The organism is Azospirillum picis (genome assembly GCF_017876115.1).
Classification (GTDB): domain Bacteria; phylum Pseudomonadota; class Alphaproteobacteria; order Azospirillales; family Azospirillaceae; genus Azospirillum; species Azospirillum picis.
This window is the reverse complement of record NZ_JAGINO010000017.1, coordinates 74,543-89,543: the sequence shown is the minus strand read 5'-3', so window position 1 is coordinate 89,543 and position 15,001 is coordinate 74,543. Positions and strand designations below refer to the sequence as shown.

12 protein-coding genes and 1 other RNA gene are annotated in these 15,001 nt (G+C 70.4%); 8 read left to right on the top strand and 5 right to left on the bottom strand.

The features are described from left to right. Nucleotides 1-87 precede the first annotated feature (87 nt). Nucleotides 88-2,268, top strand: coding sequence for a methyl-accepting chemotaxis protein (locus J2850_RS20955; protein ID WP_307354502.1), 2,181 nt, complete (start codon nt 88-90; stop codon nt 2,266-2,268). Between the two features lie 109 nt (nt 2,269-2,377). Here the strand turns inward: J2850_RS20955 and lpdA are convergent, their stop codons facing one another. After that, entirely contained in the window at nt 2,378-3,775 is a 1,398-nt protein-coding gene (lpdA, locus tag J2850_RS20950; RefSeq protein WP_209985766.1) for a dihydrolipoyl dehydrogenase, read from the bottom strand. An 87-nt stretch (nt 3,776-3,862) separates the two neighbouring features. Next, the gene (locus J2850_RS20945; RefSeq protein WP_209985763.1) at nt 3,863-4,513 is read right to left on the bottom strand and encodes a Uma2 family endonuclease; all 651 of its coding nucleotides are present in this window, start codon (nt 4,511-4,513) and stop codon (nt 3,863-3,865) included. Nucleotides 4,514-4,684: 171 nt separating this feature from the next. Here J2850_RS20945 and J2850_RS20940 point away from each other — a divergent pair, with 171 nt between their 5' ends. After that, entirely contained in the window at nt 4,685-4,843 is a 159-nt protein-coding gene (locus J2850_RS20940; protein ID WP_209985760.1) for an entericidin A/B family lipoprotein, read from the top strand. Between the two features lie 58 nt (nt 4,844-4,901). On the opposite strand, the gene rfaE1 is transcribed toward J2850_RS20940, so the two are convergent. Further along, complete coding sequence (rfaE1, locus tag J2850_RS20935) at nt 4,902-6,347, bottom strand: D-glycero-beta-D-manno-heptose-7-phosphate kinase (RefSeq protein WP_209985757.1); 1,446 nt, start codon at nt 6,345-6,347, stop codon at nt 4,902-4,904. 128 nt (nt 6,348-6,475) lie between these two features. Here rfaE1 and J2850_RS20930 point away from each other — a divergent pair, with 128 nt between their 5' ends. Continuing rightward, nucleotides 6,476-7,945 (top strand): sensor histidine kinase, encoded by a 1,470-nt coding sequence (locus tag J2850_RS20930; protein WP_209985753.1) that lies wholly within the window; start codon nt 6,476-6,478, stop codon nt 7,943-7,945. A 117-nt stretch (nt 7,946-8,062) separates the two neighbouring features. Further along, entirely contained in the window at nt 8,063-8,251 is a 189-nt protein-coding gene (locus J2850_RS20925; RefSeq protein ID WP_209985750.1) for a hypothetical protein, read from the top strand. 62 nt (nt 8,252-8,313) lie between these two features. Here J2850_RS20925 and J2850_RS20920 read toward each other — a convergent pair whose 3' ends face one another. Both J2850_RS20920 and J2850_RS20915 read right to left on the bottom strand, forming a co-directional pair. Beyond that, nucleotides 8,314-8,937, bottom strand: coding sequence for a ParA family protein (locus J2850_RS20920; protein WP_209985747.1), 624 nt, complete (start codon nt 8,935-8,937; stop codon nt 8,314-8,316). A gap of 11 nt (nt 8,938-8,948) precedes the next feature. Next, nucleotides 8,949-10,553, bottom strand: a complete 1,605-nt coding sequence (locus J2850_RS20915) for a CYTH and CHAD domain-containing protein (RefSeq protein ID WP_209985744.1) — start codon at nt 10,551-10,553, stop codon at nt 8,949-8,951. A 340-nt stretch (nt 10,554-10,893) separates the two neighbouring features. On the opposite strand from J2850_RS20915, the gene J2850_RS20910 reads away from it, so the two are divergent. The 4 genes from J2850_RS20910 to J2850_RS20895 all read left to right on the top strand — a co-directional run bounded on the left by J2850_RS20910 (nt 10,894) and on the right by J2850_RS20895 (nt 14,819). Then, on the top strand, nt 10,894-12,087 hold the full coding sequence (locus J2850_RS20910) for a phosphoglycerate kinase (protein ID WP_209985741.1): 1,194 nt from the start codon (nt 10,894-10,896) through the stop codon (nt 12,085-12,087). Nucleotides 12,088-12,391: 304 nt separating this feature from the next. After that, nucleotides 12,392-12,489, top strand: an RNA gene (gene ffs, locus J2850_RS20905) — signal recognition particle sRNA small type. Between the two features lie 110 nt (nt 12,490-12,599). Beyond that, on the top strand, nt 12,600-14,492 hold the full coding sequence (locus J2850_RS20900) for a DNA polymerase III subunit gamma/tau (protein WP_209985738.1): 1,893 nt from the start codon (nt 12,600-12,602) through the stop codon (nt 14,490-14,492). Between the two features lie 3 nt (nt 14,493-14,495). Then, complete coding sequence (locus J2850_RS20895; protein ID WP_085090301.1) at nt 14,496-14,819, top strand: YbaB/EbfC family nucleoid-associated protein; 324 nt, start codon at nt 14,496-14,498, stop codon at nt 14,817-14,819. The last annotated feature ends 182 nt before the right edge of the window (nt 14,820-15,001 follow it).

Here is a 15,001-nt window from a genome sequence, read left to right as displayed (position 1 = left end):
GTTTCCCCTCATCCGCCATTAAATCTTCATTAACACCACAAATAGACAGTCTTCACCCTGCGTGCCGATCATGTGGGGAAAGTGACCGTGCAAATAAAATCCATTCAATCCAAGATCGCGATGCTGTCGGGCCTGTGTCTGGCGGGCACGGTCGCCGTCCTCGTCGGCTTTGCCGTGCTGTCGGCGCGCTCGGGCAACGAGTTCGTGACCGGAAACGTCGAACGCATCCTTGAAAGCAAGACGACGGAATCCCTGCAGAATCTCGCCGCCACCCAGGCCGGGCTCCTACGGTCGGAGTTCGATACGGCGCTCAACGCCGCGCGGACGATGGCCAGCAGCTTCGCCAGCCTCGCCGACGACGACGCCCCCGGCCACATCCCGCCCGAACGGCGGCGCGAGGCGTTCAACGGCGTGCTCCTGTCGGTCCTGAAGCGCAACCCGCTGTTCAACGGCACCTACTCGGCCTGGGAACCCGACGCGCTCGATGGCCGGGACGGAGAGTTCCGCAACCGGCGCGAGACCGGCACCGATACCACCGGCCGCTTCCTCCCCTACTGGAACCGCGACCAGGGCGGCCGGGTCGCCATGCAGCCCCTGGTCGAATACGACAGCCGCGATCGCCACCCGAACGGCGTCATGAAGGGCGGCTGGTACATCGGCCCGCAGGAGAACGGGCGGGAAAGCGTGCTCGACCCCCTGCCCTACATCGTCCAGGGCAAGCAGGTGTTCCTGGCCACGCTGTCGGTTCCGATCGTCATCGGCGGCAAGTTCCGCGGCGTGGCGGGCGCCGACTTCAACCTCGACTTCGTGCAGCACCTGTCGACCAAGGTCAGCGGCGCCGTGTTCGGCGGCCGCAGCCAGGTGGTGATCGTCAGCAACATGGGACTGATCGTCGCCCACAGCGCCCGCCCGGAGCTGATCGGCCAGCCGATCTCGACCTTCGATACTTCCTGGCAGGCCGATCTCGCCAATGTCCAGGCCGGCAAGCCACATGTCGACGTCGACACCGCGACCGACATGCTGCGCAGCTTCGCCCCCATCCCGATGGGCGACACCGGGAAGCCCTGGGCGGTGCTGGTCCAGGTGCCCAAGGATCTGGTGCTGGCCGACAGCATGACCCTGTCCGCCCTGCTGGGCGAGCGGGCCGATTCCGGCATCCTGTGGCAGGTGGCCGTCGGCGCGCTCGTCGCCATCGGCGCGGTCGCCGTGATGTGGGGTGTCGCCGGAGGCATCGCCCGGCCGATCCGTGCCAGCGTCGCTTTCGCCGAAGGGATCGCCGCCGGACGCTTCGACCAGACCCTGGACATCCGGCAGTCCGACGAGGTCGGCGCCCTGGCGGACGCCCTCCGCAAGATGCTGGCCGACCTGAAGCGCATGATCGACCAGCGGGCGGAGGACCAGGCGAAGGCCGACGCCGAGCGCCGGGACGCGATGCGGCACCTCGCCGACAGCCTGGAGGCGCAGGTGATGAAGGTGGTCGACGGCGTCGACCAGGCTGCCCAGGCAATGAACGGCACCGCCCAGGCGATGACCGCCACGGCGACCCAGACCAGCCAGCAGGCGGGCGTGGTCGCCGCCGCCTCGCAGGATGCCAGCGGCAACGTGCAGACGGTTGCCAGCGCCACCGAGGAGCTGTCGGCCTCCATCCAGGAGATCGGCGAGCGCGTCAACCACTCCGCCGGGATCGCCCGTGGGGCGGTCGAGGCGGCGCGGCAGGCCAACGGCCAGGTCCTCAGCCTGACCGACGCCGCGGAGAGGATCGGCACGGTGGTGCAGTTGATCCAGGACATCGCCAGCCAGACCAACCTGCTGGCGCTGAACGCCACCATCGAGGCGGCCCGCGCCGGCGAGGCGGGAAAGGGATTCGCCGTGGTGGCGCAGGAGGTGAAGAGCCTCGCCAGCCAGACCGCCCGCGCGACGGAGGAGATCGCCGGCCATGTCGCCGGCATGCAGCGCGTGACCGGCGAAACCGCCGGCGCCATCAGGGACATCGGCGGCATCATCGCCCAGATCGACCAGATCTCCACCGCCATCGCCGCCGCCGTCGAGGAGCAGGGGTCGGCCACCGCGGAAATCGCCCGCAACGTCCAGCAGGCCGCGGGCGGAACCCACGAGGTCACCCGGACGATCGCCGACGTGCGCCGCGCCGCCGTCGAGGCGGGCCAGGCGGCCGAGAGCGTCCTGTCGGTCTCCGGCCAGCTCGCCGGCGACGCCGGCCGCCTGCGCAGCGTGGTGAACGGCTTCCTCTCCACCATCCGTGCCGCCTGAACGGCGACGGCCGGATGCAGCAGCAAAACGCCCTCTCCCGCGGATGCGGAAGAGGGCGCCTGCGTTCGCAACCCGGATGGAACGGGATGGCCGGTCAGATGACGGCCGGTCAGATGTGGATCGGACGCGCGTCCACCGCCAGGGCCGCTTCCTTCACCGCTTCCGACAGCGTCGGGTGGGCGTGGCAGGTGCGGGCGACGTCTTCGGCGGACGCGCTGAACTCCATGGCCAGGACCAGTTCGCCGATCATCTCCGACACGTTCGGGCCGATCATGTGGACGCCCAGCACCTTGTCGGTGGCCGCGTCCGACAGGATTTTCACGAAGCCGTCGGTGTTGCCGCCGGCCCGCGCGCGCCCGTTCGCCGTGAACGGGAACTTGCCGGTCTTGTAGGCGGTGCCCGCGGCCTTTAGCTGCTCCTCGGTCTTGCCGACCGCGGCGACTTCCGGCCAGGTGTAGACGACCCCGGGGACCAGGTCGTGGTTGACGTGGCTCTTCTGGCCGGCAAGCTGCTCGGCGAGCGCGACGCCCTCCTCCTCGGCCTTGTGGGCCAGCATCGGCCCGTCGACCACGTCGCCGATGGCGTAGATGCCGGGCACGTTGGTCTGGAAATGGCCGTCGATCTTGACGCGCCCGCGCTCCAGCTCGACGCCGACGGCTTCCAGCCCCAGCCCCTCGGTGTAGGGGCGGCGACCGATGGCGACCAGGACGGCGTCGGCGTCGAGCGTCTGCGGCGTGCCGCCGGCCGCCGGCTCGACCGTCAGGGTCACGCCGGTTTCCGACACCGTGGCGCCGGTCACCTTGGTGCTCAGCTTGAAGTCCATGCCCTGCTTGGCGAAGATGCGCTGGGCCTGCTTGGACAGCTCGTTGTCCATGGTCGGCAGCACGCGGTCGAGGAACTCGACCACCGTCACCTTGGCGCCCAGGCGGCCCCAGACCGACCCCAGCTCCAGGCCGATCACGCCGCCGCCGATCACCACCAGATGCTTCGGCACCTCCGGCAGGGCCAGCGCGCCGGTGGAGGACACCACCCGCTTCTCGTCGATGGCGATGCCCGGCAGCGGCGTCACGTCCGAGCCGGTGGCGATGACGATCGCCTTCGACGCGGTGATGGTGCCGACGCCCTCGACCTCGACGGTGTTGGCGGCGGTGATCTTGCCGGCGCCCTTCAGCCAGGCGACCTTGTTCTTCTTGAACAGGAACTCGATGCCGCCGACGTTGTCCTTAACGACCTTGTCCTTGTGGGCCATCATGCCCGGCAGGTCGAGCTCGACGCTGCCGACCTTGACGCCGAACTTGGCGAGGCCGTGCGCGGCCTCCTCGAACTTCTCCGACGCCGCCAGCAGAGCCTTGGACGGGATGCAGCCGACGTTCAGGCAGGTGCCGCCCAGCGTTCCGCGCTTCTCGACGCAGGCGACCTTGAAGCCGAGCTGCGCCGCACGGATCGCGCAGACATACCCGCCGGGACCGCCGCCGATCACAACGACGTCAAAAGTGCTTTCAGCCATGAGAGGCTTTCCTTTCGCCATTCTTGCTCGTTGCCAAAAGCCGTCCCGTCCAGCGGGGAGGGCCAGCGGGAAGTTCCGCGGGGCGATTTATGCCCGCGCTTCCGCCGTGAGGCAACGGGACACTTCGTCCGGCCGCTCGGCCTTTCGGCTCAATAGCCGAGGTCGCGGTAGAGCGCGGCCAGCGGCATCGTCAACCCGGCCGTCTCCAGCACCAGCACGGAGTCCTCCTCCAGCACCTAGGGGGGCCACCGGCCAGCGGCCGTCCGCATCGCGGCGGTGCAATTCGGCGCGGATGATCCGGGAATCGAGGAACAGGATCTCGCGGACCGACGGCATGGCGGCACAGACATGCAGCTTGGCCCGCTGGGCCTTCTCCTCGGTCGGTGACAGGATCTCCACCAGCAGCACCGGTGCTACGGTGAAGGAGACGTCCGGATCGAAGGGTTCACAGGTCACTGCCAGATCGGCGACGCGGTAATTGTGGGTCGGATCGAATTGCGGACGGATACCGGCCTCGGACAGGGCGCGGCAGCGCGTGCCATCCCGCCTTGCCCTGTCCCGCAATGCCTCACGCAACGCGGCGCCCAATTCCACCTGCAATGCGCTGTGCGCCGGGCTCGGATGGGCCTGTCCGACGACCTCCCCGTCGACGAGTTCGTAGCGGGCTTCGCCCGCGAACTCCGTGGCAAGGAAATCCTCGACCGTCACCAGCGGGGTGAAGCGGCGTGCAGGCGGCATGTCTGCCTCAGATCCGGGGGACGGGATCCTCACCCAATGTAGGCGATCATCCTGCCGAAGCGAAGGGCACCCCTTTTGCGCAAGCCCCCTCCCCCTTCGATTCAGGAAACCTTTACGGCCCCGCTTGCGTTCCAACTTGCGATCGCACCGCCACCAATCGGGAGACAACCCATGACCACCGTCAAGAAATTCGCCCTGCTCGCCATCCTGGGCTCGCTGCTGGGCACCACGCTGGCCGCCTGCAACACCGTCGAGGGTGCCGGCCAGGACGTGCAGGCCGGCGGCCGCGCGATCGAGCGCGGCGCCGACAACGTCCAGAAGAAGATGTGAGAGAGCGGGCGGGATCGGGGAGCGCGGCCTACCAGCCAGCCGGCCGCCTTCTCCGGCCCTAGCCCTTCATGCGCTTTATGGTGTTGGTCGTGCTCTGTCCCTGGACGAGCTCGGCCAGCACCACTTCTCCGCCGTAGCTCTGCACGAAGTCGGCCCCGACCACCGTGGCGACGGTGTAGTCCGCCCCCTTGACCAGCACCTCGGGGCGCAGCGCCCGGATCAGCTCCTCTGGCGTGTCCTCGCCGAACACCACCACCAGATCGACGCAGCCCAGCGACGCCAGCACCGTGGCGCGCGCCGTCTCGTTCTGCACCGGCCGGCTTTCGCCCTTCAGCCGCTTCACCGAGGCGTCGCTGTTCAGCCCGACCACCAGCACGTCGCAGGCCGCCCGCGCCTGTTTCAGCAGCGAGATGTGGCCGGGGTGCAGCAGGTCGAAGCAGCCGTTGGTGAAGCCCACCCGCTTGCCGCGCAGGCGCCAGCGCTCCGCCCGCTCCGCCGCGGCGTCGCGGGTCACCACCTTCTCCTCGCCGTGGCGCCACTGCAGCTCGTGCAGGCTCGACAGCAGCTCCGCCGAGCGGACGACCGCGGTGCCGACCTTGCCGACGACGATGCCGGCCGCCAGGTTGGCCAGCCGGGCGGCATCCACCAGCTCGATCCCCACCGACAGCGCCGCCGCCAGCGTCGCCACCACCGTGTCGCCGGCACCCGACACGTCGAACACCTCGCGCGCCTCGGCCGGCAGATGCACCGCGTTGGTCGCTGTCACCACCGACATCCCCTGCTCGCTGCGGGTGGCGACCACCGCGCCGATGCCGCAGCCCTCGATGAGCTGGCGGGCGGCGGCGACGACCTCCGCGTCGGTGCGGACCGGCAGGCCGGTGGCCTCCATCAGCTCCTTGCGGTTGGGCGTGACGATGTCGGCCCCGCGATAGCGGCGGTAGTCGCGCCCCTTGGGATCGACCACCACCGTGCGGCCGGCCGCGCGGGCGGCGGCGATCACCGCGACCACCAGCTCGTCGGTCAGCACGCCCTTGCCGTAGTCGGACAGGATGACGCCGCCGACCTCGGGCAGTGCGGCGCGCACCCGCTCCAGCACCCGGTCGCCGACGGTGATGGGGACGACGGTCTCGACGTCGGTGCGCAGAAGCTGCTGCTGCCCGGCGATGAAGCGGGTCTTCACCGTGGTCTGGCGGTCGTCCTCCACCACGATGGCGTCGCTGCCGACCCCTTCGCGGCGCAGGAGCCCCAGCAGGTCCCCGCCCACCGCGTCGCCGCCGACCACCGAGACGAAGCGGCAGGCGGCGTCCAGCGCCACCAGGTTCGCCGCGACGTTGCCGGCCCCGCCCAGCTTGGGCAGTTCCCGCTCGATGCGCAGCACGGGGATCGGCGCCTCCGGCGACACCCGCTCCACGGAGCCATAGACGAAACGGTCGAGCATCACGTCGCCAAGGCACAGCACGTTGGCACGCGACAGGGTGTCGATGTGACGGGCAAGGTCGCTCATGGCGCCTCTCTTATCAACCCGTGGGGGGTAACGCCAGCGGATCGGCGCCTTCTCACCGGTGACGCATGTTTGTCCCCGTCATAGGATGGCAGCCCGGCAACACTGACCATCCAGGCGCCCCTCCGTCCATGCCCCTCCCCACCGTCGCCACCAGCCTGTCGGCGAAGCTGCTGGTCCTCACCATCCTGTTCGTGCTGCTGGCCGAGGTGCTGATCTACACCCCGTCGATCGCGCGCTTCCGCATGGGCTATCTGGAGGAACGGCTGGCCGCCGCCCACATCGCCGCCCTGTCGGTGGAGGCCGCTCCCGACTTCATGGTGACCAGGGAGCTGCAGGCCAAGCTGCTGGCCTATACCGGGACCCACGTCATCGACGTGATCCAGCCGGGCGCCCGGGTCTACATGCTGTCCCGCCCGATGCCGCCGGAGGCCGCCGCCGTCTACGACCTGCGCGGCACCGGCCTGTGGATGCAGATCGTCGACGCCGCCGCGGCACTCGGCCGCGGCCTGGGCGACCGGGAAAACCGGGTGATCCGGGTGATCGACCGCTCGCCCAACGATCCCGCCCAGCGGGTCGAGGTGACGATGGACGAACGGCCCGTGATCGAGGCCATGCTCGATTTCTCGCGCCGCATCCTGGCGGTGTCGGTCGGCATCTCGCTGTTCGCCGCCGTGCTGGTCTACCTGACGCTGCACGCCCTGCTGGTGCGGCCGATGCGGCGGCTGACCGCCGACGTCGTCGCCTTCCGCCGCGACCCCGACGGCGCCCCGCCGGTCGTCCCCGGCCGCCGCCGGGACGAGATCGGCGTGGCGGAGCGCGAGCTGGCGTCCATGCAGGGCACGGTGCGGGCGGCGCTGCGCCAGCGCGAACGCCTCGCCACGCTGGGCACCGCGGTGGCGAAGATCAACCATGACCTGCGCGGCATCCTGTCGACCGCCTCGCTGCTGTCGGAACGGCTGACGGAAAGCGGCGATCCCGAGGTGCGGCGGGTGACGCCCCGGCTGCTCGCCTCGCTGGACCGCGCGGTCGAACTGTGCGGCCAGACCCTGTCCTTCACCCGCGACGGCGTCCTGCCGCTGGCCCCCGCCCCCGCCGACCTGCACCGTCTGGCGGAGGAGGCCGGCGCCGAGGTGCTCGCCACCGTCCGGCCGGACGGTGGCCCCGTCGAGGCGACCTGGATCAACGACATCCCGGCCGGGACGCTGGCGGTGGTGGACGCCGCCCAGTTCGGCCGCCTGCTGGTCAATCTCGGCCGCAACGCGGTGCAGGCCGGCGCCGACCGGGTGCGGGTCGCCGCCGAGTCCGGGCCGGGTGGGCAACCGGACGGCAGGCTGCTGCTGACCATCGCCGACAACGGTCCCGGCCTGGCGCCGCGGGCGCGGGAGAACCTGTTCCAGCCCTTTGCCGGCTCCGCCCGGGCCGGCGGGATCGGCCTCGGCCTCGCCATCGCCCGCGAGGTGGCCCGGGCGCATGGCGGCGATCTCAGGCTGGTGGAGAGCGGCGCCGGGGGGACGGTTTTCGCACTTGATTTACCGCAAGGAAAACCGGGCGCCGGCGGTGTAGCTGTTGCCCGTCACAGGTCGATTGTGTCGCATTGATTCGGCGGGCGCCGTCCCGCAGGATCCCTTCCAATGCGGATCGTCTGCGGTTCCCGGCGGGACGGGGGCACGCCGGCTCCGCGCCCCTCCTCCCCTGGCCTGAAAGGATCCCGGGACGTGAAAGCCTTCTCCTTCTGGATCAACCCCATCCTCGCCGGCATCATGGCCTTCGTCGCCCTGCTGGCCTCCTCGCGCGCGTCGGACAGCGCCTTCGCCGTCGGCGGGCTGATCGTCTTCCTCGGCTGCGTGCTGTTCATCTTCTCGGCGATCGGCCGCTACTTCGACCGCATGGGCGGCGCACACTGAGGCCGGCTGGCGCCGGTCCCGCCTGACCTCGGCCGGCGCCATGCCCCTCCGCCCCTGGCGTTTCACACCGTATCGATGTAGCTCAGCAGCGGCTGCCAGTCGCCGCGATGCTCGGCCGCGCGCTTGCCCGGCATGTCGAACAGGCTTAGGCCGCTTTCGGCCGCGTCGGCGTAGATCTGGCTGTCGCGCAGCCGCGTGACCACCTGATGGCCGATGCCGCCGAGGAAACGGTCGAGCCGGTCGGCGGCCTTGGTGCGGGCGCGCATGCGGTTGCCGACCACCGCGACGGCGGTCTTGTTCTTGGCGATCGGCTTCAGCTCCTCCAGCTTGGACAGGAAGCGCTGGGTCGCCTGCTCGTCGAAGGCGCCGGGCAGGACAGGCAGCACGACGACGTCCGCCATCTTCACCAGATCCTCGATCTGCCTGGTCTTCAGCGCCGCCGGGGCGTCGATCACCAGCCGCTTGGTGCCGCGCGGCGCGTCGCCGAGATCCTTGGCCCAGTCGAGGCCGACCAGCAGCGGCGCCTGGGCCGGCCGGCGGCCGAGCCAGCCGAGCGAGGATTTCTGGCGGTCCACGTCGGCCAGTACGGTGGGCAGGCCGGCCGCGGCGGAGGCGGCGGCGAGATGGGTGGCGACGGTGGTCTTGCCGCAGCCGCCCTTGATGTTGGCGACGAGGATCGTGAGCATGGAAGCGGACTCTACACCGCGGCGTCCGGCTTGGACCAGAACTGCTTGGTGTCGAGGAACTCATGCCACAGGGCGACCAGCGCCGCCTCGGTATCGGCCACCCCGCGGGCGTGCCAGCCGATGACGATGCCGGCGGCCCGCGGCTCGCCGGGGGCCGAGCGGCTGCCGTCCTCGTGCAGTTCGTGCAGCAGCCGGGTGGCGGTGGCGACGTCGTTCAGGTGGCCCAGCGCGTCCTGGAAGGCGGCAAGCTGCTGGATGTAGCGGCGCACCGGCTTGTCGTCGTAGAGGCTGCGGAAGAACTCCACCGCATAGCGCAGCTTCTTCAGCGCGATGCGCAACTGGTGGCGCTGGGCCACCGGCAGGTGGGCGAAGCCGTGCCCGGCCCGCTTCGCCTTCTTGTGGCGCTTGTTCAGCAGGTGGTCGGCCAGCCCGATCACCGGCTGGAACAGCCGCACCGACTCCTCGCTGACCGGCTGGTCGCGCCAGCCGCGCTTCTCCACCCAGCTTCCGACGCCCAGCAGGAAGGCGGTGTAGCGGTCCGAGCGGATGGCCTCGCGCACGCCCTCGTAGGCGCGCAGGCGCCGCGCCTCGGCGGCGGCGGCCAGCGTTTCGAGGTCCTCGACCGCCGAGCGGCCGTGCCCGTCGGCGCGCTGGAACGCCTCGCGCACCGGCGCCAGCAGCTCCTCGCCGAACACGTCCCAGTCGCGTGCCGGCCCCAGGCTGCCGGCCAGCCATTTGATCTCGCCGACCAGCCAGAGATACTGCGTGGTCGGAATGAAGGGACGGAACAGCGCGGTGGCCGAGCGCAGGCGGCGCAACGCCACCCGCATCTGGTGCACGCCCTCCGGATCGTCGCCGGCCAGCGTCACCGCCTCGTTGGCGACGAGATGGGCAAGGCAGGCGCGCACGATGCGGGCGACCGCCCCCTCCACCGTCGTCTCGGGATCGAGCAGCAGCTTTTCCGCCTTCAGCGCCTTGTCGGTGGCGCCGCTCGCCAGCGCATGGCCGCGCTCGGCCTTGGTCCGCACCTCCAGCCGCAGGGGGGCGACCTGCGTCAGCTCGCGCGCCAGGTCGTAGAGCGCGGCGGGTGGCCCCTCCTTCAGCTCCAGCTCCACCTCGCAGAGGTCGCGGGCGGCACCGTCGGGCAGGATGATCCGGCCGCGGTCGAAGGCGACCTCGATGCGGGCCGCCTCGTCGCCCTCGCCGAAGGAGACATCCTGCGTCGTCCGCTCGACCAGCGAGGTGAAGACCGGCCGCAGCTCCGATTCGCTGAGGCTGCCGAGCAGGTCCAGCGCCTCGGCGTCGCTGATCAGGGTCAGGTCGGGTGCGGCGGAGGTCACCGCGCACTCCCACTCGCCGCGCCCCAGCCCGTCGGTCTCCGGCGCCGCCTTCACCGTCTGGACGAAGCCCTCGCCGGTCTTGCGCACCCGCAGCGTCACCTTGCGGCCCGCCAGCCGGCGGTCCTCGGTGTCGTAATAGGTGCTCTCCAGGGTGCGCGTCGCCGCCGGGCCGGCCGACCGCCCGGCGATGGCCGGCGCGGCGAACAGGGCGTCCAAATCCTGCGGCCTCGCGGCCAGCTTCAGTTCCGTCTCGCGGTTGGTATCCGCCTCAGCCATCGCCTGCGCTTTCAACCCCCGTTCCACGGCCGGTCCGGGGCCGGTCCGGCCTGTAGTTGGGTGTTTGCACAGGCCATGGACAGGGTCAAGTTACGGAAAAATGACAGACCCGCCGGCCGGCTCCGGCGGAAAGTTGCGTCGTTGCGCCGCATCCGCCGCCTCCTTCCCGCCGCGAACCGCCCGACCGGCCGGAGGTGCGGGGCAATATGCCCATTTTCACCCCACCCCTGGAGCGTTGCAAAGCCGGCGGGCCTGTGCTTGGGTCGCCAAAACCGCCACGGCCGGCGCGCGGGTCGTCGAGATCGCCCTGCCGCCGGCCCCAGACATGGGACGCGCGACGATGACCGAGTTCAACACGATCGACGACCTTGAGGTGAACGGCAAGACGGTGCTGGTGCGCGCCGACCTGAACGTTCCGATGCAGGACGGCAAGGTGTCCGACACCACCCGCATCGACCGCCTCGCCCCGACCCTGAAGGAGCTGTCCTCCAAGGGCGCCAAGGTCGTGGTCCTGTCGCATTTCGGCCGGCCGAAGAACGGCCCGGACGCCAAGAACTCGCTGCGCAACGTGCTCGACGCGCTGAGCGCCGCCGTCGGCCAGAAGGTCGCCTTCGCCGAGGACTGCGTCGGCGACAAGGCCAAGGACGCCATCGCCAAGGTGCACGAGGGCGCCATCGTCCTGCTGGAGAACACCCGCTTCCACGCGGAGGAGGAAAAGAACGACCCGGCCTTCGCCAAGCAGATGGCCGAGCTGGGCGACCTCTACGTCAACGACGCCTTCTCCGCCGCCCACCGCGCCCACGCCTCGACCGAGGGCGTCGCCCGCCTGCTGCCCAGCGCCGCCGGCCGCCTGATGGAGGCGGAACTGAAGGCCCTGACGCTGGCGCTGGAGAAGCCGCAGCGCCCGGTCGCCGCGGTCGTCGGCGGCGCCAAGATCTCCACCAAGCTGGAGCTGCTCGGCAACATGGTGCGCAAGGTCGACCTGCTGGTGCTCGGCGGCGGCATGGCCAACACCTTCCTGTTCGCCCAGGGCACCGACGTCGGCGCCTCGCTGTGCGAGAAGGACATGGCCGACCAGGCCCGCGCGATCATGGCGACCGCCAAGGACGCCAACTGCGAGATCCTGCTGCCCAAGGACTTCGTCGTCGCCAAGGAGTTCAAGGCCGGCGCCGCCAACCGCGTGGTGGCCTTCGACGCCATCGGTGCCGACGAGATGGCGCTGGACGTCGGCCCGGCGACCGTCGAGTTCCTCGGCCTCAAGCTGCAGGGCGCCAAGACCATCGTCTGGAACGGCCCGCTCGGCGCCTTCGAGATCCAGCCCTTCGATGCCGGCACCAACGCGGTGGCCGGGCTGGTCGCCGCCCGCACCGCGGCCGGCGGCCTGCTGTCGGTGGCCGGCGGCGGCGACACCGTCGCGGCGCTGGCCCATGCCGGGGCCGAGGACAAGTTCACCTACGTCTCGGCTGCCGGCGGCGCCTTCCTGGAATGGCTGGAAGGCAAGGAACTGCCGGGGGTCGCCGCGCTGAAGAAGTAAGCGGCTCTCAAGCCGGGTTTCCGAACCCCGCCCGCAGATGGGCGGGCTCGGAAACCCTGCAAAGCCTGCTTAGCGGGCACGGGTGGAAAAGGCTCCGGGTTCCGGCCCGGGGCCTTTTTGTCTGGTCACCCCGCCCCGGGCCGGGGTGGCATAGGCGGCCTCATCAGGACAAATTATGGAACGAACCATAATTTATGGTCAGGAACCTAATCGCCAATAATCCGCCGCCGGCGCGGAGACCGCCCGCGCACATTGAGGCGTTTTCCCCTTGCATCCGCCTGCGCGAATGCCCATAACAGCGGCGGGAGACTGGCGTCGGACGAGTCCCTCGCCAACCCGGTCAGGTCCGGAAGGAAGCAGCCGCAACGAGTTACGGCTCGGGTCGTTCGTCCAGTCTCCCACCCTCTGCAAAAATTGCCAGCACGAAACAGACGGCGACAGCGCGGCGCCGGGACGCTATCCTGCGGCCCTAACGAGCCCCCCTCCCCCCGTCGTTTCGACAGGCCAGCCGCGTGACCGATACCACCGCCGATACCACCGTCGACACCCCCGCCGTTTCCTCCCCGGCCGCCTCTCCGGCCACCGGCCAGGCCTACCGGGTGCTCGCGCGCAAATACCGGCCGAAGACCTTCGACGAGCTGATCGGGCAGGACGCGTTGGTCCGCACCCTGACCAACGCCATCCAGTCCGGCCGCATCGCCCAGGCCTTCATGCTGACCGGCGTGCGCGGCGTCGGCAAGACCACCACCGCCCGCATCATCGCCCGCGCGCTGAACTGCACCGGGCCGGACGGCACCGGCGGGCCGACGGTCAGCCCCTGCGGCGTCTGCGACAACTGCCGCGCCATCGCCGAGGACCGCCACGTCGACGTGATGGAGATGGACGCCGCCAGCCACACCGGCGTCGACGACATCCGCGAGATCATCGATGGCGTGCGCTATGCCGCCGTCTCCGCCCGCTACAAGCTCTACATCATCGACGAGGTCCACATGCTGTCCAAGAGCGCGTTCAACGCGCTCCTGAAGACGCTTGAGGAACCGCCGAGCCATGTGAAGTTCGTCTTCGCCACCACCGAGATCCGCAAGGTGCCGGTGACGGTGCTGTCGCGCTGCCAGCGCTTCGACCTGCGCCGCGTCGACGCCCAGGTGCTGAAGGAGCATTTCACCCGCGTCACCGCGCTGGAGGGCGCGCAGATCGAGGGGGACGCCGCCTCGCTGATCGCGCGCGCCGCCGACGGGTCGGTGCGCGACGGCCTGTCGCTGCTCGACCAGGCGATCGCGCTGGCCGCCGGCACGGTGACGGCGCAGCAGGTGCGCGACATGCTGGGGCTGGCCGACCGCACCCGGGTGATCGACCTGTTCGAGGCCGCGGTCTCCGCCCGGCCGGCCGAGGCGATGGACATCCTGTCCGACCTCCACCGGGTCGGCGCCGACCCGGTGGTGATCCTGCAGGACCTGCTCGACCTCGTCCACAACCTGACCCGGCTGAAGGTGGTGCCGGCGACCGCCAGCGACCCCTCGCTGCCGGAGGCCGAGCGGACGCGCGGCGCCGACCTGTCGGGCCGGCTCGGCATGCCGGCGCTGACCCGCGCCTGGCAGCTCCTGCTGAAGGGGCTGGGCGAGGTGCAGGCCGCCCCGGTGCCGCAGCAGGCGCTTGAGATGGTGATCGTCCGCCTGTCCTACGCCGCCGACCTGCCGACCCCTGGCGAACTGATCCGCCAGTTCCAGGCCCAGCAGTCCGCCGGCGGCGCGAATGGCGGCGCACCGGTGGGCCGCGGCCCAGGCAGTCCAAGCGGCAGCGGCGGCCCCGTCGCGGTCGCCCATGCCGCCACTCATGCCGTTGCCCGCTCCGCCCAGCCGCAAAGCGCCCCGATGGCGCAGGCCGCTCCGGCGGCGGCCCTCCCGGTTCCGGCCGGCGAAGAGCTGTCGGCGATGCCGCCGGATTTCCGCGCGCTGGTGCGGCTGTTCTCGGAACGGCGCGAGGGTGCGCTCTACGGCTACCTGATGGAGACCGTCCAGCTCGTCCGCATGGAGCCGGGCCGGCTGGAGCTGAAGCTCCGCCCCGCCGCCCCGCCGACCCTGCCGGCCAAGGTCGGGCAGTTCCTGACCGAATGGACCGGCCAGCGCTGGATCGTCGCCCTGTCCGACGGGCAGGCCCAGCCGACCCTGGCCGAGCAGGACCAGGCCGAGCAGCGCCGCGCCCTGTCGGAGGCGGAGGCCAACCCGGTGGTGCGCGCCGTGCTCGACGCCTTCGGCGGCGCCAGGATCATCGACATCCGCGATCTCGCCGAAGTGGCCGCCGCCGAGAGTGCGGCGGTTGCGGATGACGGCGAGACACCCGACTTTATGGTTCAGCAGCAGGACGATGGGGTCTATTACCCCCTCGACGACGAAGGAGAGTACTGACCGATGAAGAATATCGGCAACATGATGAAGCAGGCCCAGCAGATGCAGGCCAAGATGCAGGAGATGCAGGCCAGCCTGGAGCAGGTCGAGGTGACCGGCCAGAGCGCCGCCGGGATGGTCGTCGTGACCGTCAACGGCAAGAGCGAGATGAAGAAGGTCAAGCTCGACAAGTCGGTCGTCGATCCCGAGGACGTCGAGGTGCTGGAGGACCTGATCGTCGCCGCCTTCAACGACGCCAAGAAGAAGGTCGAGCAGCATGTCGCCGAGGAGACCTCGAAGATGATGGGCGGCCTGAAGCTGCCGCCCGGCATGAAGCTGCCGTTCTGATCGATCGTGTTTTACCCTCTCCCGCCCCGGGAGAGGGAGGGTACCCGCGCCGAAGGCGTGGGGAGGGCGAGGGGCAATCCGGACACGGATCCCCCGATCCTCGCATTGCCCCTCACCCTTCCCATGGCCTGTGCCATGGGCCCCTTCCCTCTCCCGGGGCGGGAGAGGGAGACGTGTGTCGG

Coding starts and splice junctions, on each gene's coding strand:
- lpdA (WP_209985766.1), bottom strand. CDS start 3,775: ATGGCTGAAAGCACTTTTGACGTCGTTGTGATCGGCGGCGGTCCCGGC.
- J2850_RS20945 (WP_209985763.1), bottom strand. CDS start 4,513: ATGCCGCCTGCACGCCGCTTCACCCCGCTGGTGACGGTCGAGGATTTC.
- J2850_RS20940 (WP_209985760.1), top strand. CDS start 4,685: ATGACCACCGTCAAGAAATTCGCCCTGCTCGCCATCCTGGGCTCGCTG.
- rfaE1 (WP_209985757.1), bottom strand. CDS start 6,347: ATGAGCGACCTTGCCCGTCACATCGACACCCTGTCGCGTGCCAACGTG.
- J2850_RS20930 (WP_209985753.1), top strand. CDS start 6,476: ATGCCCCTCCCCACCGTCGCCACCAGCCTGTCGGCGAAGCTGCTGGTC.
- J2850_RS20920 (WP_209985747.1), bottom strand. CDS start 8,937: ATGCTCACGATCCTCGTCGCCAACATCAAGGGCGGCTGCGGCAAGACC.
- J2850_RS20915 (WP_209985744.1), bottom strand. CDS start 10,553: ATGGCTGAGGCGGATACCAACCGCGAGACGGAACTGAAGCTGGCCGCG.
- J2850_RS20910 (WP_209985741.1), top strand. CDS start 10,894: ATGACCGAGTTCAACACGATCGACGACCTTGAGGTGAACGGCAAGACG.
- J2850_RS20895 (WP_085090301.1), top strand. CDS start 14,496: ATGAAGAATATCGGCAACATGATGAAGCAGGCCCAGCAGATGCAGGCC.